General features: G+C 63.6%; 15 protein-coding genes and 1 pseudogene. 4 read left to right on the top strand and 12 right to left on the bottom strand.

Annotated features, from left to right (window positions below; translation table 11 throughout):
- Positions 1–36 precede the first annotated feature (36 nt).
- Complete coding sequence (locus TSH64_RS28815) at positions 37–402, top strand: hypothetical protein (RefSeq protein WP_109095155.1); 366 nt, start codon at positions 37–39, stop codon at positions 400–402.
- Between the two features lie 104 nt (positions 403–506).
- On the opposite strand, the gene TSH64_RS28820 is transcribed toward TSH64_RS28815, so the two are convergent.
- Positions 507–1,439 (bottom strand): hypothetical protein, encoded by a 933-nt coding sequence (locus tag TSH64_RS28820; protein ID WP_109095154.1) that lies wholly within the window; start codon positions 1,437–1,439, stop codon positions 507–509.
- A gap of 393 nt (positions 1,440–1,832) precedes the next feature.
- Here TSH64_RS28820 and TSH64_RS28825 point away from each other — a divergent pair, with 393 nt between their 5' ends.
- The 3 genes and pseudogenes from TSH64_RS28825 to TSH64_RS28835 form a co-directional block, all read left to right on the top strand.
- Positions 1,833–2,657 (top strand): radical SAM protein, encoded by an 825-nt coding sequence (locus tag TSH64_RS28825; RefSeq protein WP_146207958.1) that lies wholly within the window; start codon positions 1,833–1,835, stop codon positions 2,655–2,657.
- On the top strand, positions 2,650–3,066 hold the full coding sequence (locus TSH64_RS28830) for an SPASM domain-containing protein (protein WP_158285310.1): 417 nt from the start codon (positions 2,650–2,652) through the stop codon (positions 3,064–3,066). The genes TSH64_RS28825 and TSH64_RS28830 overlap by 8 nt, the downstream gene beginning before the upstream one ends.
- 24 nt (positions 3,067–3,090) lie before the next feature.
- Positions 3,091–3,312: pseudogene (locus TSH64_RS28835) on the top strand (tyrosine-type recombinase/integrase); the annotation flags it as partial.
- Between the two features lie 64 nt (positions 3,313–3,376).
- Here TSH64_RS28835 and TSH64_RS28840 read toward each other — a convergent pair.
- From TSH64_RS28840 to TSH64_RS28885, 11 genes are all read right to left on the bottom strand, one after another.
- A complete protein-coding gene (locus TSH64_RS28840) occupies positions 3,377–4,369 on the bottom strand; it encodes a diacylglycerol kinase family protein (RefSeq protein ID WP_109095150.1) in 993 nt (330 codons plus the stop codon).
- The gene (locus tag TSH64_RS28845; RefSeq protein WP_158285309.1) at positions 4,366–7,119 is read right to left on the bottom strand and encodes an LTA synthase family protein; all 2,754 of its coding nucleotides are present in this window, start codon (positions 7,117–7,119) and stop codon (positions 4,366–4,368) included. The genes TSH64_RS28840 and TSH64_RS28845 overlap by 4 nt, the downstream gene beginning before the upstream one ends.
- Before the next feature lie 379 nt (positions 7,120–7,498).
- Positions 7,499–8,725 carry an FkbM family methyltransferase gene (locus TSH64_RS28850; RefSeq protein ID WP_109095148.1) on the bottom strand — a complete coding sequence of 409 codons (1,227 nt, stop codon included), beginning with the start codon at positions 8,723–8,725 and terminating at the stop codon, positions 7,499–7,501.
- 34 nt (positions 8,726–8,759) lie between these two features.
- A complete protein-coding gene (locus TSH64_RS28855) occupies positions 8,760–9,998 on the bottom strand; it encodes a class I SAM-dependent methyltransferase (protein WP_158285308.1) in 1,239 nt (412 codons plus the stop codon).
- A 119-nt stretch (positions 9,999–10,117) separates the two neighbouring features.
- On the bottom strand, positions 10,118–10,504 hold the full coding sequence (locus TSH64_RS28860; RefSeq protein ID WP_109095146.1) for a hypothetical protein: 387 nt from the start codon (positions 10,502–10,504) through the stop codon (positions 10,118–10,120).
- Complete coding sequence (locus tag TSH64_RS28865; protein WP_109095145.1) at positions 10,501–12,720, bottom strand: glycosyltransferase; 2,220 nt, start codon at positions 12,718–12,720, stop codon at positions 10,501–10,503. Before TSH64_RS28865 ends, TSH64_RS28860 begins: the two co-directional genes overlap by 4 nt.
- Before the next feature lies 1 nt (position 12,721).
- A complete protein-coding gene (locus TSH64_RS35445; protein ID WP_146207955.1) occupies positions 12,722–13,297 on the bottom strand; it encodes a hypothetical protein in 576 nt (191 codons plus the stop codon).
- A gap of 44 nt (positions 13,298–13,341) precedes the next feature.
- The gene (locus TSH64_RS28870; protein ID WP_109095144.1) at positions 13,342–13,842 is read right to left on the bottom strand and encodes a cupin domain-containing protein; all 501 of its coding nucleotides are present in this window, start codon (positions 13,840–13,842) and stop codon (positions 13,342–13,344) included.
- Entirely contained in the window at positions 13,839–15,860 is a 2,022-nt protein-coding gene (locus TSH64_RS28875) for a glycosyltransferase family 4 protein (RefSeq protein WP_199237385.1), read from the bottom strand. Before TSH64_RS28875 ends, TSH64_RS28870 begins: the two co-directional genes overlap by 4 nt.
- Before the next feature lie 139 nt (positions 15,861–15,999).
- Positions 16,000–18,669 carry a glycosyltransferase gene (locus TSH64_RS28880; protein WP_109095142.1) on the bottom strand — a complete coding sequence of 890 codons (2,670 nt, stop codon included), beginning with the start codon at positions 18,667–18,669 and terminating at the stop codon, positions 16,000–16,002.
- A gap of 451 nt (positions 18,670–19,120) precedes the next feature.
- Positions 19,121–21,433, bottom strand: a complete 2,313-nt coding sequence (locus TSH64_RS28885) for a glycosyltransferase family 4 protein (RefSeq protein WP_109095141.1) — start codon at positions 21,431–21,433, stop codon at positions 19,121–19,123.
- Positions 21,434–21,437: the final 4 nt, after the last annotated feature.

Raw genomic sequence — 21,437 nt, forward strand, 5'->3', positions numbered from 1 at the left:
TATTCCTTGCGGATCAATCCGCATGGAGCCGCAGCGATGATGACCCCCTACACCCATGTCCAGCCGATCGCCGAGCTTCCCGGTTCGCTGGGGTTCACCGTCTGGGGCGTCGGGACCCGGGACGAGATGGCGACGGTGCTGGCGCCCGGCTATTTCGGCACCAACGCGCGCCTGATGAATGACGGCGACATCGTCATCGTGAACCGCCGCCCGCCCCGAAATGCGTCGGCAGGCGGTGCCGAAAAGCTGGTGCTGGCCGTGCACAAGGACCGGGAGGGAACGATCACCCTGCGGCAGGTCCTGCATATGCCGGCTTTGCCGCAGGAGGCGGCGGCATCCCCCGCTTCGGGAGAAAAGCCGAAAGGCTCAGGCAATGCCGGCCGGGGGGCGGCCCGCTCCTGATCTGCGGGGCGTCGTTTGGCTATAGCCCTATCATGCCTGGGCCGAGGACGGCCTCATGGCGGCGTGACCCCAAGCCAAAGGGCCTCCGGCAAACCAAGCGCGGTTCAAAGGGCCGCCTCATGGGAAGCCGGGGAAACGGATTGATGGGAAGAGACGGCGGGGATGACCAAGTCTTCCCGTTTCGCCCATCTTTCCAGAAAGTGGGATTTCGCCGCTTCTTCCATTTTTCTGTAAAGCGCTTCATCGCTGTTCGATTGGTGGCCACCATTGCTCGCGTTCGTCCAGCCATGAATGGTGTGATCGTACCAGTTCAAAAAGCGGTGCCCACGCAAGAAAAGCTGGCGGAACCAGTCCACTCCAGTGTCGAGACCCATCATGCCGATGGGATGGACATCTCCCCTGGGCGAAACCACGTCCCGGACTTTGCCGATGTCGATCAGGCAAAAGAACTCGTTCAGCCGGCATTCGGGCAGCGGCATCGGCTGCCGGCGATCCACCGTGTCGGGCGATGTCCGCGGTGACGGGTGCTTTTCGATCAGGGCGCAGATTTCTTCATAAGTCGGATTGTAGCTCTCGTACCGGGAGCCGTCGCAGACCCCGGCATGATGCGCCGGGCAGTTCCAGCATTGGCCGATTGGGCCGATGCCGCTGTATTCCGAGCCATCGATCTTCGACAGCATGTCCCCGATGACGTCCTGGGAGAAGAGACAGTCATTGTGCATGAGAAACAGGTATTTCTTGTCGGTATTCTCCCAGGCATATTGGTAACGGATGGAGTTCCGATAATCCTCATCGGACAGCCTGTTGGGATCGTGTGGATACCAGCCATGATGGATTGGCGGTATGTAGTGAATTATATCCGCGTCTTTGATGTGCGACTTGATGAATGAAAAGTCGGAGTCGAAGGGATGGCTTCTTTCTTCCTGGAAATAGATTTTGTCGATATGCGCGCCGCTATGGTCCAGCAGGGACAGGATCGAAACGGCGGTGTGGTATGGCTTTCCGTAAGCACAGATCGCAACATCGACTTTCTTCAACGCTGTTCCCCTGAGCTGCTCACGGACCGGATTCGACACAGCCGGGAGACGATCCGACCCACCCCTCGGTCGGCGTCACTGTAGGCTGACCATCCCCCGGCCGGAAAGTGGAATGACGATGGCAGGGGGCGACGCTCTCAAGCTGCCGGGCGGACTGACTGCCCGGCATGGGGGATGATCGACGGGGTCTGATCCACTGGTATTTCCAGCCTCCGGATCATCGCCGCCGACCCTCCGTCGCGGCTTTCTGGTTTCGCCTCGGCGATCATGCTATGTGGCTTTCCCAGCAGCGCACAATCAGGCGTTTGTGATGGATGGAGCGCATGCTTTCCAGGGTAGCGGAGATCACCGGAGGCTGTGCATGGGCGACGTGATGCCGGGAAGGATATTGTCGTGACCCCCAGGGACAACGAGGCACTCGCTCTGGCCGAGTGCCGGGCGAGGACCTGCGTGGTGGCGAGCACGCCGGTGATGGTGACGCTGGAGACGTCGTCGATCTGCAACCTGCGCTGCGTCATGTGCCCGCACAGCATCGGCGCCGTCGAGCGCCCCAAGCACCTGGAGGAGGCGCTTGCCGAGACGGTCGGTCGGTTCCTCGGCCAGGCGAAGAGCGTCCAGCTCCACGGCATCGGGGAGCCCCTGGCAAGCCCGGCCTTCTGGTCCGTGCTGGAACGGTTGCCCGAGGGCTGCGACGCCTCGATCAACACGAACCTGACGCTGCTGGATGACCGCAGGCTCTCGCGCCTCGTTGCCTCCAACATCGGCCTGATCAACGTCTCGGTCGACGCCGCGACGGCGGAGACCTACCGGAAGATCCGCGGGCACGCCTTCGAGGAACTGACCCGCAACGTCGAGCGCCTTATCGCGGCTCGCGCCGACGCCGGCAAGCCGCGCCCGCTCGTGTACCTGAACATGACCCTCATGCGGGCGAACATCGAGGAGGCGCCGGCCTTCGTCGAACTCGCGGCGGGGCTCGGCGCCGACGCCGTCTGCTTCTGGCATCTCAACCGCTGGCCGGACCAGGAAATGGCCCGCTACCGCACGGAAAAGGGCGGGTGGGTCTTCGATTATGCGGCTGAAGGACTGTGGAGTCACCCGGCGCTGTCGAACCGGTGTCTTCGGGAAGCGGTGGAGGAGGGCCGGCGTCTCGGCCTGCCGGTGCATCTCGACCACAACAAGGGCGTCTTCTTCGACGAGGAGGGCTCGGGCCATGACTGAGACCGTCAAGGACTGTCACTATCCCTGGACATGGATGATGGTCACGGCCGACGGCGCCGTGAAGCCCTGCTGCTTCGCCTCCGGGTTCCTCGGCAACCTGCATGAGGCCTCGGCCGAAGAGATCTGGAACGGCGCCGTCGCCGTGGAACTACGCCGGTTCATCAAGGAGGATCGTATCCATCCCGTCTGCGCCAAGGCGCCCTGCAAGTACGTCCAGGGCATGCAGGCGGCCATGGAAGAACTTCCAACGGGGATTCCGGTGGCCGACACGCCGGAGCAGTTCGATGAGGCTTGGTACCTCAATGCCTATCCAGACGTCGCCAAAGCGGTGCAGTCGGCGGCGTTTGCATCCGGGTGGCAGCACTACTGCCTGCACGGCCGGTCCGAGACACGACGTCCAAGGCCATAATGCACGTGCTATTACAATACCTGGAAGAGCGTGAAGGAGGCGGCGGGCCTGCCGACGGACCTGCGCCTCCACGATCTCCGCCACACCTTCGCCAGCACCCTCGTGTTGAAGGGGCGGACCCTCTACGAGGTCAGCCAGCTGCTCGGCCACAGCCAGATGTCGATGACGATGCGCTACGCCCACTTGGCATCACAGCGCCTGCTGGAGGCCACCAACGAGGTGCTTCCGGACCTGTCGTCGGTATGAATGGAGGTGCCCCATCTTTGGAGTCCTTCTTTTTCGTCGCCGCACGTATTCTCTTCAAGTCAGCTCAGAGCCTATGCCGGCAAGATGCTCTTGAAGCTGGCCCGCCAAGCGTGAGGCTTGCGGGCGCCAGCACCGGCAGCGGTCGCGCAGCCGACGCGATCTGCACCGGCAGGCGGGCGACGATGTCGCCGTCGGCCTGGACCGGTTCCCCCGCTGGCCCTTCAATGGACACTGTCCCAGCTGGGATTACGCGGTAGTCCGGCAGTCGGTGCAGGCGCCCCATGGCGATGCTGCACATGTAGCGCACCGCGTTCCACTGGCCTGGCCGACGGAACAAACAGACGTGCAGGCCGGGTACAGCAAGGCTGGCCTGCGGCGCGCAGACGAAGCGCCCGCCGTAGAAACGCCCGTTGGCGACGACCACCGACGCCACCTCCCAGCTCTCCTCATTCACCTTCACGTGGTAGACATGGTCGGTCCTCCCGCAGAGCTGGACGAGCGTGCTCGTGGCGTAGGCGGCTTTCCCCACCACGCGCTTGAAGCGGGTCGAAACGCCGTCGACCACCCGGGCATCGAGGCCCACGCCAGCCATCATGCTGAAATACCGGCCGTTCACCACGCCCAGGTGGATCGGGCGCCCCCCACCGGTCGCCAACAGCGCCGCAGTGCCGCTGGGGTCAAACGGCAGCCCTAGTTCATGCGCCAGGACGTTGGCGGTCCCCAATGGAATGATGCCGAGGGGAATGCCGACGGGGGCGGCGCAGGCGGCTAGACCGTTGATCGCCTCGCTAATGGTGCCGTCCCCGCCGGCGACGGCTATCACGTCATAGCGCCCTGACTTAACCGCCGCAGCCATTGCCTCGGCGTCGCCAGGCTTCGAGGTGGCCCACACCGTCACGTTGGCGCCATGACGCTGCGCCAGCTCCTCGATAGTGGCGTACAGGCGCAACGCCCGGCGCCCCCCGGCAACGGGATTATGGATGACCAGGACGCGCCGTGGTTTCGCGTCGGGCCGGAGCCAAGCGTCGGGCGCGGGAGAAGCGACGGTAGGTGTCAAGGCAAAAGGGCTCGCACGTTCGGCGCGCCGGCGGGATTGATCTCCTCCGCGGCTTCGACATCGGCCAAGGCGTCGGCCAAGCTGCCTCGCGCGACGTGCAGGCGGATGCGGTGGTAGAGAGCCCAGAACCGGTCCCCCATGGCAACTGCCCGGTCGAGCGCGGCCTTGACGCCGTCATCAATGCGCCCGACGTCGATCCGCGTTGCCGCCCAAAGCAGGTCCGCCTCAGGAGGTGATACGCCGGCCTCGACCAACGGCTCGAGAAGGGCCAGTGCGGCCTCCCGGTTCCCGGCTATGAAGACCGGCCGCACCAGCCCCATCAGGGCAGAGATCAGTTCCCCGTCCGGCTGCTGCCGGTCCCGCAGTAGCTGGGCCGCCGCCGCTGCGATTTCGCGGACGCGAGCGTGGTCCTGTCGGGCGAGAAGAAGGCGGAGATGGTGGTAATAGGCCCAGAACGGCTCCGGCGCAGCGGCGGCGCAATTCAGGGCGGTGTCGATGGCCGCATCAGTCCGTCCTACGTCGATCTGCATCGCCGCCCACACTAGATTCGCGCCCGGATTGCGTTCCCCGGCATTCACCAGCGGATCAAGCACGGCGAGCGCGCCTGGAAAATCGTTCAGTGCGAAGCGGCTTTTCCCGAGGGCAACGAGATTTGAGCTTTCTCCCGACCCAGTGGCATGTGCGGCTGCCACGTCGGCCGACACGGCGGCGTAGTCGCCCCGCATGAGGTTTAGCCGGGCACGATGGAAATAGCCCCAGAAGGGGTCCGGGCTGGCGATCACGTTGACCAGCGCCTGCACGACTTCGTCATCCGTGCGCCCTAGGTCGATCTGGCGCGCTGCCCAGAGGAGTTGGGCGCGGCCGATTAGGACGTCGTCCTTCGGAAGGGTCGCGTAGAGAGCGTCGAACTCGTCGTAACGCCCTTCTTTCATCAGCAGGAACAGAGTGTCAATTTGACGGCTGCTGGTGTTATAGCGGCCGTAAAGCTTTGAGTTGAGTTCGTAGCGCTCCCCCTCCGTCGTCGCGACGAGATCCTGCGTCAGGAGCTGCGCCCCGTAGATCGTATCATAGGCATAGACGGCACGATCCTCAGGAGCCATGCGACACGCCCGAAGGGCGCCGAACGCGGCCTCGTCGGCGATCCCCAGCCGGGCCAGGATCTCCGCCCCGAGGTCGTTGGCGTCAAGTGTACCGAAGGGGGTATCCGCCACGCCAGGAACGTTGGAGAATACGAAGAGGGGGGTCCGAAACAGGTCATCTTCCCGGACTTGGTCGTTTCCGAGAGTCATGAGGATGTCCCTCCAGACCTCAAGTCCATTCAGGCTGTTCGTGAAAAACGGTACATGGTCCCCGAAGACCACAAGGACATAGGGACGAGCCCGGCTCTCTAGGCCCCGGTGTAGGCGGGCCAGGGCGCGGTCGGTCGCTGCTGTGACCCTGCAGTACTGGTCGACCACCTTCTGAAGCGGCTGACCCTTGAAGAAGCTGGGATCGACGAAGTCGGTCCTGTCGTGCTCGGCTGGCGGGTAAGGGCCGTGCCCCATAATAGAGACGCCGAAGACGAAGTTCGGCCGGTCGGCCTCAAGCTTTGAAAGGATGAGGTCAACGAATGCGTTGTCGGAAATCCGGTCGAATTGCCGCGCCGCGCCGTAGAAGCTCTCATCGGCGAAGAACTCGTCGAAACCCAGCTTCCGGTACACTCTATCGCGGTTGTAAAACCACCGGTGGAAGGGGTGCACGGCGCAGCTCGTGTACCCGCGGCGCTTCAAACAATGGGGAAGCCCGTAGACGCCGTCGTTAAGCCTGCTCATATAGGGGAGCATTCCGCTCCCGTCCGACCCTGTGGGAATGCCCGTCAACACCTCGAACTCGGTATTACAGGTGTTTCCGCCGACGACGGGCACATTGAGACGGCCGCGAGCGCGCTCCGGCCCTTCCGCCTTGACATAGACAAGTGGTTCCGCCGCGAGTGGGATGCCAAGTTCCGCCAAATCGGCAAGGGACTCCATCATCAGCACAATGACATCAGGATCGCCTGCGGCTTCGCGGCATCCATCCGGCTGACCGCCGACCCGGCGCACCTTCGACAGAACGTCGATGCGCCGGTCAAACTCGTGGGGCTTGTGCGGTCTCGACATCCTGACTAGCAGGAGCCAGCCTTGTAGAAGGAAGCCGAGCCGCCGGACGTTAATGTTTTGGTCTGTCTGCGAGTAGGCGAGGGCATCGTCGACCTGTGGCCATGCGCGCGCCCGCCACCACAGTACGGCCCAGCCGGCCATGCTGGCCGGCAGAAGCCCGAGGCGGAACCTCGAACCCGACATAAAGGCCAGGGCGGCGTTGGCGCAGTGTCCCAGCAGCATTGCGCCAGCCGCAGCGAGGGCCAGGGCGATCGCTATGACGGCAAGGCGGCGCGGCGGCACATAGCTCGGCAGGAAGGTCAGCGCCTCACGGACGCTGTTTAGGTCTCCGGGCGACAGGACGCGGCCAAATAGTCTGTGCAGAGCGATGTTCGTAGCGTAAAGCGCAAGAATGACGCACGCAGCCAACTCTGTGCCGATGACGCCGGCCAGCGCGAACAAGGTGCCGTGCAGGGTGGCCGCGACGGCGGTGTTCCACCAGAAGCGGCGGTGGTTCGCAATCGGAGCCGTGTCATAGGCAAAAGCAAGCTGGTCCTCCAGCCGCCTTTGCAAGTATGCGCAAAGCAGTGCAAAGATAGAGCAGCCAGAAATATAAACAAAAAATATGACCATTGGGTTCCATATGTGCATATTCAAGAAAATTAAATCCGTGGCCCTTGCCGGTTAGGATCGCCTGTATATTCGAGTAATTGAAAGGTCATGCTCGTCATCTGATGAATGGTGATTTTTCCCCACTGTGGAGACGAGGGATGTATCTGAGCCCTGCTGGTGCGCCGCGGTCGGGGAGAGGTGCCGATGTGCCGCCCCTCCGTCGTAAGGTCAGGCGCTCATCGCCCCTTCTCGAACGGTACGCCGCGGCCACCGCCTACATCTCCGGCGGCCTGCTCTCGTTCGAGAAGGGGCGATGAGCGCCTGACATCTTCGGACAGATCAGATCCAGTCGGTTTCCGTCTTGTAGACAGTTCGGCCTGGAGTGGGTTCACCCGCCCATCTACCTCCAGCGGCCAGTGCCGGCCGCAGCAACCTCCCGCATCCGTTCGGTCGGAATGGCAAGCACGTCCCATTCGTACTGGTCGTCCAGAGAGCGCTTGGGGAAGCCTGCTGCCCCCACCTCGACGTCCGCCCGGTGCCGGAAGCCATAACCCAGGCCGCCGAGAAATTCGTAGATCACTCGATAATCATACCCAGCAAGTTGCATCCAATGGGGTGACACTTCGAAAAACACAAACGGACGGTGTTCGCGTAGGCACCGGTCAAGACCGCGCAGCACGAATAACTCGTAACTCTGGACGTCGATTTTGATGAACCCAATCCTGATGTCGGGAAAGGATTGCTGGAGAAGATCGTCCAGAGGTGCTGCGTCAACTGTTTCCGCAGCAGCATTCTCTGGCGGCTGTGGATTGATGCCAAGGCTCCCGAAATTGCACTCATGCTCGTAATCGATGGGGTACAGCGTCAATTTCCCAGGTCGATCCGACGCGGCGACATGCACCGTCCTAACGTTTCGGCAACCGTTCAGCACGCAGTTCGCATTCAGCAACTGGTACATGACCCGCTGCGCTTCGATTGAGACGACAACCCCCTCCGGCCCGACCAGTTGGGAGAAAACGACCGAGTGATGGCCGAAGTTCGCACCGACATCGAGCACGGCATCGCCGCGTCGGACACACGCCTTGAACAGCCCGATGTCGTCCCCGCCCCATGTCCCTGTGGACTGGATGACGTTGGGAATGTCCTTGTCTGTCAGCAGAACGAGGAAGCGCCCCCACTCGGCATTGATCAACTTGCAGCCGGGCGACAACGTCAGGACGTCTCCCCGCTCGTCCGGCAGAGCCTCCACGGCCAATCCGACAACCCAGACTTGATCGCCGCCGGACGTTGAGTTCCGCCGTCCGAGAACCCGGACAACGACTTCGGCAGCGCCGTGCGGACCGGCGTCGATATAATGAAAGAAGCCCTCGTCCTGGTGTTCGGCGTAGAGGTCAACCACAATGGAGTGGCCGGCGCAGGTGATCTCCACGAGCCCGCTCCATGCGTGCCGCAGCAGCCAAATGCCGACGCGGCCGGGCGGGCACATGAACGTCATAGTGGCCCCGGCCGTTTCCGCCATCTGGGCAACCGTCCCCAGCTTCGGCAGGTCGTAGGGTTTCCACTCCTGCGTTGTCGCCAGTGCGTATAATCCTCGACGTGTGATCTCAGGAACCTGAAGCTTAATCATTCTAATTGTCCTCGGAAGCAAGGCGCGCAGATAATCAGATTTTGGTACCGCACAACCAAACACCGTTGGCAATATATTTCAGTCGATCATATGTCACTAGCTTGTCCCATTCCTTTACTGTTTCCAAAATATTCTGAACTTTTCTGGAGTCCGCAAGTCGATCGACATGAGTGCATTGTATCATCCACTCGATCAAGAAACTCATGGAGCCCTCCCAGAAGACGTCATCGATCCGAAAATCCTTGAGCATCTCCTCAAGACCCCAAACCGTTCCATTGAAGAAGTGTTGTCCTTCGCTGTGGATCGGCTGCATGAACGCCATGCCGATGAGGACTTTCCCACCGGGCTTCGTGACGCGATAAATTTCCTTCCCAGCGAGATTTGGATCTTTCAGGTGCTCGATGACGCCGGTCGAATATATGAATTCAAAAGTGTCGCTCGCGAACGGCAACTTGAGCGCATCGCCGACGATGTCAGGTTCGTCATATGGAGCATAATCGAGGTTGACGTATCGGGGATCGTCTAACTGCCGGTTGCCACCTCCAATGTCGAGACACAGGCCGCTGGCCGGCACCGCTGCCAGCATTTCTCTGAACCGGTTCGTATAGCTGGCGCCCCGGACACGCAGCTTCTTCTCGAAACGGATAGGCTCGACCTTCTCCGTGGCAATTTCGCACCCCGAAAACAGGCACTGTTGGCCCATACTCTGCGTCGATTGGGTGCCCTTGGCATGGACGACGACTTCGGATGGGGTGTCCGGCCGGGCCGGCTTGACGGCGACGGTTCTCGGAACGGTCGTGTGCGGCTCGTAGAGGTCGAGCTGGTGGATCACTTCCCCATTGACGAGCACATCCACATGGCCCGACCAGGGATGCGCGCCGAAGATAATTTGGCATGGACGGTCGATCTGCCAGCGAATGGTTGTTGGCCTTGTTTCGCAATCCGTAACCACCATGTTCTCAATCGGGCGCCAGTCGCCGCTGTACGTGAACAGGGCATCGTTGGGAGGGAATGCGGTCCAGACTTGCTGCTGCTCCTCATACGACGGCAGGTGCCCTTCGACAATACGCGCTCGGATCGTACCCACGTCGATCCCCGACTGGAAACGCACGAAGTCGATCTGGAAGTTCCGGATCTCGCCGACGACGGACCCGAGCCGCGGGCTCCATAGGACTGCTTCCTTCACCGCTCCGGCCGACTGCACCAGAGGCAAGACCTCCAGCGCGCCGCGCGTTATCGGGCAGGCGAGCCGACCGAGGAGCTTCTGCTGCACGATCGCTGCGGACGAGAGAGTCGCTATTTCACTCATTTGCCAGAAGCCCAACTTACACGATAAAGACAGACACCAGAGCACATCATGCTGCGATCTTCCACACCGGACCGCATTCACCACTAGAGCGTCCCGTTCTTACCAACAGCAGCAATCTTGTTCTTCAGGCCAAGTATTTCGGTTTCGAGTTGATTGAGTTCTTCCGTCTTTGATACCCACCTTTTCTGCTTCTCGTAAAGATCATGAAGCAGAGAGCGCTTCATCCGCGCCCGTAGCAGAGCCGCGTCGGGAGAGGCGAGTAACGAGCGCGACATGGGCCCCGAGAGTTCCTGGAGGGTCGCCGCCACCTCCGGGTATTTGGCTAGGAAATCGGTGTTCAGCAATATGTGGCATAGCAGGTCCTTGGGACCTTCCACATAGGAGAGGAGCTTGCTCACCTCGATATCGGAGGGCTGAACATCCGTGAAGGTGTCAAGTGCCTGGACGACCATGTTTCGATCCAGCCTCATGATCTGACTTCCTCCAGCGCTGTGTTAGAAGACGTGTCCACCTCTTGGAAGGAGGCGTAAGCAGCCTCGATGCCTTCGACCATCTGCTCCAAGGTGTATTTCGCAAGGAAGCTCTGCCGGGCAGCATTTCCAAGTTGCCGGCGAAGGTTTCGGTCGTGGACGAGTTTGAGAACGGCCTGCGCGATTTCTTCGGGATCGTTAGGATCGACGAGAAGCCCCGTCTTCAACGGCTCAACAACCTCCGCAAGTCCACCTACGTTACCAGCAATAACGGGTTTTCCGTATCGCATTGCTTCGATGGCCACAAGGCCGAAGGATTCGAAGCGGGAGGGAGCGAGAAAAATGTCGCAGTTGGCGTAGGCTTCGGCCAGTTGGTCGTCCGGACGGTAGCCTTCGATATGGATCCGCTGTGCCAGCACCGCGGATGCGCCCTCTTGAAGACGATGGACCGCTCGCTTGCTGTTCTGGTCTTCCGTCGTGGCGCCGATAAAGCGGAATGAGACGTCGGGAACCTGCGCGCAGACACGAAGGGCCGCATCCAGCGCCGTGTCGAACCCCTTGCGGGTTTCCTGGCGCCCGACGAACAGGACTGTGATCTCGTCGCCCGCTTCCGTCTTCATAGTCTTTGGCATTTGCGGCACGGAGACACCGTGGGGGACGATGATCGTCCGCGGCGCGATGTCGACGCCGTAGGCGTCGTGGATTTCCTTCACGACCGCTTCCGTGTTGCCGAGGAAGTACGGTGCCTTTTCGAAGAGGAACTGTTCGGCCTTGATGACGCGCTGGACGTGGTTAAAGTCGTACAGGGGGCGGTGCCAGTCCGGCTTGTGAGGGTAGGCGAGCTTATAGGTGGTGTGCAGAGACGTCACCACGGGGATGGGCGAGAGTAGCAGGGGGACGAGTCCCTCGACGTCCCAAATTGGCGCGGAAACCAAATCTAGGTTCGTAAAACCGATCTCCTGCAGTTCCACGTACACGCCGGCCGACCAGTGGGCGAGGTCGCCCGGTATGTCGATCGCGGCGGTCACCTCACCGAGTTCTCCACCCTCAACAGCTCGCACCTTGTGGACCCAGACACCGTCCCGGAAATCGACCGTCGGTTCGGCTTCTGCGCGGGTAATGACATGAACCCGATGCCCGCGTGCCGCGAGGCCACTGGCGACATGCTCCGTCCACCGTGCGATGCCAGCGGTGTCGTTTGGAGGATATCCCTGAGAGACCAGCGCGATCCGCAGCTTTTGGGCGCCGCGGGCGTTGAACCCCTTGAAGGGCCTTTTGGCGACATCCGCCGCGCGTTCCAATAGGTTGGTGGGGGCGGGACGCCGGGACAGCTCACGGCCTTCCTCGATGCCGAGTTCCACCTCCTGGTTGAGGAGCGCTTCGGCAGCCGGGCTGAGATAGTTGTGCTCGCGGAGCCACCGGTTGTCCCGGCGCAAGCCGTCGCGGTACTTAACGATTTCGACCGTCACAGCGATCTCGTCTAGTGCCGTCACGCCATGTCGGTACATGAAGTAGGCCTTGCTTCGGCTGGGGATATGCAACGTGGTCGGAACCTTATTTGGGTTCCGCAGATGGCTCGGCGCGTAGCGATGATAGATAAGGGCATCGGGGGCGTACACGATCTGCCCACCTTGGTCCACGAGCCTTAAGCAGACGTCCGTCTCATCGAGGAAGTAAGCGAAGGTTTCGTCGAAGCCACCAATCTCTCGCAGCGCCGACGCGCGGAACGACGAGTTGGTCCCAAGAAGAGAGGGAAACAGAGGCGATCCGGGGAAGCAAAATATTTCGCGTGAAATCCCACTGGGTACAGTGTAGGCATTTCCCAGTCTATCGCAAAGTGTGGAAGTTGCTTGGTATCGCTTTCCTGTATGATCTCTGGTAAAGCCGCCAACCCCAACAACATCGTCTGAATTATACTTTTCCAGAAGCTTGTTTAACCAAGACGGATGGACCACTGCGTCGTCATCTATAAATGCAATAATGTCACCCATCGCGTTTGCAATACCAACATTCCGCGAAACGGAGAGATTTCTTTCTGGGCATTCGAGATATGTGATGGATGAAGCGTATTCGTTGCAGAGTGCTCGCGTCTCGTCTGTCGACGGACCGTTCACAACGACGACCTCGAATTGACCTTCGAGGTTGCGAAGGGCACGTAGGCAATCGCGGAGCTGAGATGCTCGATTATAAGTATTGATCACGATTGAGGTATTCATATTAATTGCCTTCAGTATTGGCGCGCAACAAAGCAATCACATCCATATTTTTCTCATGAAATTCGGGAGATCGAAACAGAGCAGCAAACAAGCTATCCTTAGATCTGTGCACAGATAACTGATGATTAATCGCGTCATCGCTCTCTGGGATACGATGAAATAGAAGTCCGAATACTGAAATAACGTCTTCTCTAGTCAATACGCAAGTGGGAAGGTTTTCCGTTAGCCTGATCTCAAGTAGTATATGCTGTTGTTTGCCGGAATCCACGACAATCTTCAACTTTCTCTCGTTTGCTCTCGGCTTCAAACGAACTCGAAACCCGACCTCGACTCTCGGCACACCAGCATCGTTAACATCAGGTCGAGCCAGATCTGCTTTTCCGCGACCGATTATTCCGGTGGACCCAAAGACCAGTATTTCAGGGGTACTGTCTGGGCTCGCCGCATCGAATGCCCAGCCGTATATCAGCGCAGCACCATGATCAAAATCGAGTCCGTCGAAATTGGCATAGATACTGGTCCCTTTAATAGCGGGAAGCGTAGCTAGAAGGCCCGCCGCCTCTATATATTGCTGCATATCACTTATCTCCTCATGTGAAAAATCGGGAATGAGAAATATTATTAAATCACGATCGAAGTATCCAACCTTGACCAATAACCATCGTCTAAGCGAATAATTTCATCTTCGCCGAGATAAGCCCTTGACTGAACCTCGATCAAGTGTAGTGGCACCTTTCCTGAATTTTCCAGCCGGTGCGTCGTTCCCATCGGGATGTAGACGGACTGGTTCCCGGAGACGAAGATCTCCTCCTCCCCGCGTCTGACCAGCGTCGTACCCTCGACCACGATCCAGTGCTCCGCCCGGTGTTGGTGCATCTGCAAGGACAGCCGCTCGCCCGGCTTGGCGGTGATCCGCTTGACCTGGAAACGGCTGCCACGGTACGAGCCCCAGGGGCGGTGCACGGTCTTGTGCAGGGCGTGCTCGTCGCGCCGCTCGGCCTTGAGGTGGTCGACGATGTGCTTCACGTCCTGCGCGTGGTCAGTGGCCAGGGTGGCATCGTCGGTGGCGATCACCATCACATCCTCCAGCCCGACCACATTCCCCCTGATCTGCCCGGTCATCGGACCGCACCCGCCTGTGCCGACCAGCCCAGCAGGGCGGCATATCCCGCGCCGACCGCTGCCGGCGCGTAGGTCGCCGCCGTCAGCCTCTGCCCCTGCTCGGCCAGCCGTCGGCGCAGCCAATCATCCTCGACCAGCCGCCGCATCCACCAGGCGGCGTGGGCTCCATCCGGCTCGGCCCACAGCTGGCCGCCGGCGAACGGGTATTCCTGCGGCGACACCGGGCGCAACCGGTGGTCGACCAGCGCCGCGCTGCCCGGTGTCGTGAAGTCCATGTTGCCCGAGAAGCCGGTGACGACTACCGGCTTGCCCAGCATCATCGCCTCGGCGATCCCGCGCCCGAAACCCTCGGCCCGGTGCAGCGAGACGAAGGCATCGCACGCCCGGTAGAGGTCGAGCACCGCGCCCCGGCTCAGCGTCTCGTCGATGATGGTGATGCGCCGGTCGGCCCGGGCCTCCTCCAAAAGCGCCTGCCAAACCGGGTTCTCCGGCGTCCCGCGCATCGCCTTGACCACCAGCCCGACCGGCTCATGCCCAAGCGGGAAGGCCTGCTTGAAGGCCCGCACGCAGGCCTGCGGGTTCTTCCGGGCCAAGCTGGACAGGACGTCGAAGGAAAAGACGAAGAGGAAGCGGTTCTCGGGCAGACCGAAGTCACGCCGGCTCAGCCCCGCGGTCGCGTCCACCGCAACCGCCATGGGCAGGTGCCGCACCGGCTTCGGGCTGCTCTTGGCAAAGGCCTCGTAGGTGTAGCGGCTCGACCCCCAGACCTCGTCGACGAGGTCATAGGCATGGTGCCACTCCTTGGGCCACTCCGGCAGCTCCCATGGCCAATAGCCGATGGTGCGGCGCCCGTCGAACAGCGCCGATCCTTCCACCGCGGCGAGGCGCGCGGTCTCGATGCCGGTCGTGCACAGCAAATTGACCGCATAGGGAAGCCGGTCGGTGATCAGCGCATCGACGCTGTCGTCGCCCTGGCACACCTCGCGCCCGGGCTCGACATTGTAGATGCTGAAGGGAATGCCGGCCGCCTGCATGGCGAGCGCCGCCATGCGGACATCCTCGCCGATGCCGAACTGCCCGCGGGCGTAGCCGATCAGGTTGAGGCCGAACGGCAGAGTGCGGTGGCTCGCCTGGACCGCAGGCGCCTTCATGGTCGCCGGGGGGGCCCTGTCCAGCATGTCCCTGTCCAGCATGTCCATATCGGCCAGCCGCTTGAGGATCAGGGAATGGTCAGGCCCCTCAATGCGCGCCCATCGAGCGAATTCGGGGCCGAGCGGGTCCGCGAAGCGCGCCTGGAGGGCGGCGTCGCTGGACCAGATCATCGCCAGGACCGGCGGCAGCCGTGGAGCCCCGGGGACGGGGACGAGAAGGGCGCGCGCCTGGGGGGCATCAACGATGTCGGCCAGCTGCGTCTCGGCAAGACCTTGCGTGAAGTACCACACCAGGAAGGCGAGGCGCCCGCTGTGGGCATCCAGCGGAAAGCGCGTCTGGAGGTCCGGACGCCGCAGCCACAGCTGCACCATCAGGCGGGTGATCGCCAGGGTGCCGAAGGCGGGGACGCGCCCGTCCGGCTCGTTCAGGAAACGCTTCTGCTCCTCGGTGACGAAACGGCCGAGGCGCAGTTCGGCCGAGCCCTGGATGAAATACCACCAGACGAAGCCTTGCTGGCACTCCACCGTCCGCAGGTCGAAGGCGTCCTGCAGGTCGGGCCGCATGGTCCGGACCAGCGTCATGAAGCGGGTCAGCGTCGGGCGCACCTCCGGGAGAGCCTCCGCCGCCGGCTCGGTCAGGAGATACGGGGAGACGGCAAAATCCGTCTCCGCCAGCGCGCGGTACTCGCGCGCGCCGTTCAGCAGCAGCCACCATTCGAAGCGTTCCAGGTCGTCCCCGCACAGCGCGCGCAGGTCGGGTCGGGTCAGCCAGATGGTCTGCCCGACCCCGCCCAGCCGCGGGCGCGCCGACGCGCCGGTGCGCTCGGCGGTGTTCTCCGACATTTCGACCGGGGAAATGGGGTTCACGGAACCATCCATCAGGCGGATGTCCAATGGCACGGGCCTAGAGCACGCTGCGTGAGAGGCCGGCAAGGCTTGTGCACGATCGGGAAGGCCCGATGGCTTGGAGGATTCGGCACCCTGTCCCTCGCCTCATGGCTTCGTCTCACAGCGTCATCCTCACGAAGGGCAACGCGATGCGGTTGAAGGCCGGGTTGTGGAACGGATCCTCCAGATACTCCGACCAGTCGGCCCGCAGCCGGTTCAGGTCGTTCTGATGGACGTCATGCGCGGCTTGACCGAACAGGTATCCGCGCGTCTTCGATTCATGGTGGTACAGGCAGACGGCGGGATCATAGACCACCCGCCGCCCGGCCTTGCGCGCCGCCAGACAATAGGTGATGTCGTTCCAGTTGACGGGCCAGCCGGCATCGAAGCCGCCGACCTCCTCGAACACCGCCCGGTGGGTGATCAGGCAGGCGCCGGTCACCGCGGCGGCGGAGCGCAGCACGAGGTTGCGGCCGAGATAGCCGCCTTCGTCGCCGCGCACGCCGATCGCCTCATGCACCGCCCCCTGCTCCTGGCTGGTGACCACGCCGGCATGCTGGATGCTGCCGTCGCCGTAGAGCAGGCGCGCGCCCACCACCCCCACCTCGGGCAGGCGCAGCGTCGCCACCGCGCGGGCCAGCCAGCGGGGGTCGGCGGCCATGGCGTCGTCGTTCAGGAAGACCAGCACCTCGCCGCTCGCCTGGGCGGCGGCCAGATTGTTCATCAGCGCCCAGTTGAAGGGACCGCGATAGGGCATGACGTCGACGCCGCGCTGGGCGCGCATGGCGGCGATCAGCCCGACGCTGTCGGGATCCTCGTTCTCGTGGTCGATCACCAGGATCTGCAGCGGCCCGCCATAGGCTTGGCGGGTGCGCAGCAGGGAATCCAGGCAGTTGCGCAGCAGGACCGGAGAGTTGCGGGTCGGCACGATGATGCTGACCGGCGGCAGATCGGCCGCGGGGAACTCGATGTCGCAGGCCTCGACCAGGGTCTGGCCGGCCTCGCCATCCTCGCTGACCAGCGGCGCCCGCCGCGCCCGCAGCTCCAGGCCGCGGCGTCCGGCCCAGGCCTCGACCGCCGCCGGCTCGCCGGCCAGCAGGCGGGGCAGGCCGGCGGGGTCGCGCAGGTCGACGGCCTGCTCCAGCCCGTAGAGCACCGATGCGATGTGGCGGATGCCGCCCGACGCGGCGCAATCGGCCAGCCGCAGCATCAGGTCGTGCATCCCGGACGGCGGCACCCCGTCGGCGACGGCGAAGGCCTTCAGCAGCGCGTCCGCGGCCACCATGGCGATCGGGCCGAGATAGTCGTAGGCCAGCAGCATCACCGGGTCGAAGTCCGGCTTGAACACCGGGAGGAGCTGCGCGGCCTTGCCGCCGCGGCCGGCGATGGCGACGTCATGGTCGCTGTAGGCGACGGCGGCGCGGCCGGCGGTCCCCGGCTCCAGCGCGCCGAGGAAGGCGGCCAGCGCGTCCGGCCGCAGGATGCCGGCGCGGCCGACCAGCAGATGGCCGCCGGCCGCCGCCAGGGCGGGATGGCCGGCCAGCAGGCGGGGCAGGGCCGCCGGGGCTGCGACCACCAGGCGGCCGGCATCCTCCAGCGGGCGGAGCAGCGCCCGCGCCTCGTCGCCGAGGCCGCCGCCGTCACTGTCGCCGCCGTCATCATCGTCCAGCACCGTCACCATCCAGCGGCCATGCGACTGCGCAGCCAGCGAGGCGAGCATGCGGCGCAGCGGCGCCGGCGCCAGGGCGCCCCCGTCCACAGGATGAGGCCACAGGATGAGGTTGACGGTGACGTCCGCCGCGGCGGCGGGAATGGCCTGTCCGGCCGGCGGGCGGTGGCAGGCCAGCAGTCCCTGCGCCTTCAGGCTGCCATAGGCCGACAGCGGCGGGCTGATATTGCGCAGGGCATGGGGAAGCTGCCGCTCCAGGCTGGCGAGGGTTTCCTTCACCGACTGGATGGCGGCCAGCATCTGGCCGAGCTCGTCGAGGGCGGCCGGCAAATTGCTCTTGACGTAGAGGTCGCTGCCGAAGGGGGCCTTGGACTGGGCGTCGCAGACCCGCAGCATCGCGCCGCGGGCGGCGAGGTCGGCATGGGCCGTCGGGATGTCGAAGCTGAAGCCGTGCTCGCCGCCGCTGCCGATGCGCTCGCCCAGGCCGGGGACGAAGCGGTCGCAGCACGCCGCGCCGATGAAGCGGCCGCCGAGCGTCAACTCCAGCACGATGCGCTCGGAAAAATCGCTGGCGTTGGCGCACCAGCCCGACACGGTGCCGGCTCCGCTGTGCGACAGCTCGCCGATCAGGCGGCGGGTGGGGGCGAGCTCCAGCGCCGCCAGCCGGCCCTCCAGGCCGCAGCCGGCCAGCCAGTCGCCCACCCCGGCCGGCAAGCCGGCGCGGAAGCCGTCGTCGCGCAGGATGGTCAGCAGCCAGAAGCGCCAGGAACGGCTGGTGGCAAGGCGCTCGCGCGCGGCGGCCGACAGGGGCAGGCGGTCCAGCGCCCAGTGCCTCAAGGCCTCGTCCGGCGCCGGTGCCAGGACGATGTGCGGCAGCACCGCCGTGCCGGTGAGGTTGGCGACGACGCCGTTGAGGAACTCCTTGCGCATCAGGTAGAGGCCGAGGAATTCACCGAGAGTGCAGCCGGTGGCGGCGGTGATCTCCTCGACGCTGGCCGGCTGGCGGCCGAAGAAGAGGCGATAGCCGTTGAACGCATCCTCGAGGCTGGTGCGCGCCGCGGTGCCCCGGCCTTGCGCCGGCGCCGCTGCGTTCCCAACCAGCTTCAGACCGCCATCCATCCCCATCTTCCCCATCCCGACGGTCAGGCCCGATCCCTCCGGATGACATACCGGAGGATGCAGTGACCGACCTCCATCACCTCTGATCCAGCCGTGGCAGTCAGTGCCAAGTTCCTATTCCGAGTCCCCAACCTTGGATGGGAACGCCAAATGGAATATCAGGGTAACTCCTGATCGGTCTATAGCCAAAGGACAAAAAGAAAATCAACCTTATTGTGTGGTTGTATAACTCATGTGACAATACAAGCGCACCAAATATAGATTTCTCAATCTTCGGTTAAGGATATTGTGTTTGCAGGGCGGGGGAGCATGAGAGAGCCGCTGTAGGTGGGGGAGAGGCGCGGAGCGAAGGATTAAAGAGGCTTCCGCCAAGTCTCATCTTGAATTGGCAGGGTATGGCGGGCTCCGGGGAGCCACCCTGCGGCATGCGGTCGCAGGGCTTGTCGGGCGATCATGCCTCCGCCATGGCTGAGACGCCGCTTTCCAACAAGGCATGAATCCGGGAGGCATAGAGGTCTTGCAGCACCGGGCGGGCAAAGCGGCTGCGGGCGACGGCCATGCCCGCCGTCGCCCGCCGTCTGGCCTCGCCGCGATCTTCCCACACCTGCCGCATCGCCTCGGCGGCCAGGCCGACATCGGGCTCGAACCAGCGGGCGCCGGGGGTGACGCCGAGATATTCGTCGCTCTCCAGATAGCGTTCCCGGCCACCGACCAGGAAGGCGGTCTCGTCGCTCATGTAATCGAGGTTGGCCGAATAGCGGGAGGCGATGACCGGCTTGCCCATCATCATCGCCTCCACCATGGTGTAGCCGAAGCCTTCCGCCCGGTGCAGCGAGACATAGGCGTCGCAAGCGCGCATCTCGGCCAGGGAATCGGCGTATGACAGCTCGCGGTCGCGCACGAGGATGCGGGGGTCGCTCCCGACCAGACGGTCGAGCTCCAGCTTGTGGGCGAGGTCGGCGACGCCCCGGCTGGCCTGCCGATAGCGGATGCGCAGGACGAGCCGCACCCCGGTCTCGCGGGGGAAGGCTTTCCGGAAGGCGCGGGCCACCGCCAGCGGGTTCTTGCGCGTGTACCAGCTGCGGGCATCGAAGCAGAAATAGAAGGTGAAGGGTTCGGCCTTCGGCCGCTCGCCGGCGGCGGCCTTCAGCACGCGCTCGTCGACGCAGTTGGGCACGACATGGATGGGACCGCTGAAATGCTGGGCCAGCGCGTCGGCGCAGAAGCTCGACATCGTCCACAGCTCGTCCATCAGCTCCAGCGTCAGATGGGCCGAGCGGGGCAGGGTGCTGGTCTCCCACAGGAAGAAGCCGATGTTGTAGGCCCCGGCGAAGCGTTCCAGCCCATGGTTGATCATGTCGCCCGGCGCGCCCAGCAGGCCGAAATGGATCAGGTTGACCGGGTAGAGCTCCTCGCCGGTGTGGCGGCCGGGTACGGCCATCATCGGCATCGTCACGCCGAAGCCGGTGTCCTGCAGGATATCGCGGGAGAACAGGGCGTTGCGGCTGATGCCGGTGCCGCCGTCGAAATAGCCGAACAGGTTGACGCCCTTGGCCTGGGCCGTGCGCGGCAGGTGGCGCACCACCGGCGCGCGCTGCCGCTGGCACAGCGCCGAAAGGCTCAGGCTCTGCGCCCCCGGGACGCCCAGCCGCGCGTAGAAATAGGCAAGCCCGGTCATGACCTGCCCTTCATGCCGGACCGGCGCGTCCAGCAGGGCGCGCACCTCCGGGGTCAGGAACAGATCGTCGAGATTCCAGCGCACCAGCCACAGCGAGATCGCCAGCAGCAGAAGAAACAGCGTCCGGTCGTCCTGCAGATCGAAGGCGGCGGCGAGATCGGGGTCGCGGCCATGCATGCCGGCGTAAAAGCGCGAGATCAGCCCATGGCGGTCGATCCCAGCCGGTGCATTCAGCTCCTCCACATGCCGCGGCGCCAACGCCTGCTTGGGGAGGCGGGCCTTGCCGAACATCCAGTGGGTCAGATCGCACAAGGCGTCCGTCCCGCTGTCCGCCGCCATTCCTGCCGCCGGCTGGTAGGCCGAGAACAGGCGCGAGCGGAAGTTGCCGGCGGCGTCCTCGTCGCCCGAAGCCAGATAGGCCGTCACGTCGGCCGGCAGCGGGCACCAGGCATGATCGGCCAAGCCGAAGCGCTCGGCGTGCAGCACCAGGAAACGGGTCAGGTCGGCGGCGCTGCGCAGATGGAAATTGGGCGCTTCCTGCAAGCGGTGGAGCTGGTGCGCCAGAAAACCGCCGACGGTCAGCTCGGCCCCCTCGAAGCCCTCGGCGGGGCGGATCAGCCGCGCATCCTCCGCCCGGTCGCGTCCGCGCTTGGTCTGGCTGGCCGCCTTGGACAGCGCGTTCACGCACAAGGCCTGGCGCTCCGGCGTCATGCCGGACAGCGCCTTGTCGATAACCGCCCGGCGGAGATTGGTGACGAGGGGAGCGCCCGGGATCGACGCCGCCGTCCCGTGGATTTTGACGTCCACGCAGCAGTCCTCGGTCGACAGCAGGCCCTCGGGCAGGGGAATGTTGAAAGCGAGAAAGCCGTTGCGGCCGGACAGGTTGGTCAGCGCCTTGTGATGCTCGTTGCAGGCATGGGTGCCGAGAAAACGGCCGTCGACGTACAGGTCGACCAGACATTCCTTGGCAGGGTTGCTTTGGTTGTGCAGCCAGCCGTAGATCTTGCGGCTGGTCACGAACTCCAGCCGGCCCTGGTAGGTGGCACTCTCCTGGGCGACGGCCCTGAACGGACTGAGCGCGTTCATCGCG

Source organism: Azospirillum sp. TSH64, assembly GCF_003116035.1.
Classification (GTDB): Bacteria; Pseudomonadota; Alphaproteobacteria; order Azospirillales; family Azospirillaceae; genus Azospirillum.

Coding starts and splice junctions, on each gene's coding strand:
- TSH64_RS28815 (WP_109095155.1), top strand. CDS start 37: ATGATGACCCCCTACACCCATGTCCAGCCGATCGCCGAGCTTCCCGGT.
- TSH64_RS28830 (WP_158285310.1), top strand. CDS start 2,650: ATGACTGAGACCGTCAAGGACTGTCACTATCCCTGGACATGGATGATG.
- TSH64_RS28845 (WP_158285309.1), bottom strand. CDS start 7,119: ATGGTCATATTTTTTGTTTATATTTCTGGCTGCTCTATCTTTGCACTG.
- TSH64_RS28850 (WP_109095148.1), bottom strand. CDS start 8,725: ATGATTAAGCTTCAGGTTCCTGAGATCACACGTCGAGGATTATACGCA.
- TSH64_RS28860 (WP_109095146.1), bottom strand. CDS start 10,504: ATGAGGCTGGATCGAAACATGGTCGTCCAGGCACTTGACACCTTCACG.
- TSH64_RS28865 (WP_109095145.1), bottom strand. CDS start 12,720: ATGAATACCTCAATCGTGATCAATACTTATAATCGAGCATCTCAGCTC.
- TSH64_RS35445 (WP_146207955.1), bottom strand. CDS start 13,297: ATGCAGCAATATATAGAGGCGGCGGGCCTTCTAGCTACGCTTCCCGCT.
- TSH64_RS28870 (WP_109095144.1), bottom strand. CDS start 13,842: ATGACCGGGCAGATCAGGGGGAATGTGGTCGGGCTGGAGGATGTGATG.
- TSH64_RS28880 (WP_109095142.1), bottom strand. CDS start 18,669: ATGGATGGCGGTCTGAAGCTGGTTGGGAACGCAGCGGCGCCGGCGCAA.
- TSH64_RS28885 (WP_109095141.1), bottom strand. CDS start 21,433: ATGAACGCGCTCAGTCCGTTCAGGGCCGTCGCCCAGGAGAGTGCCACC.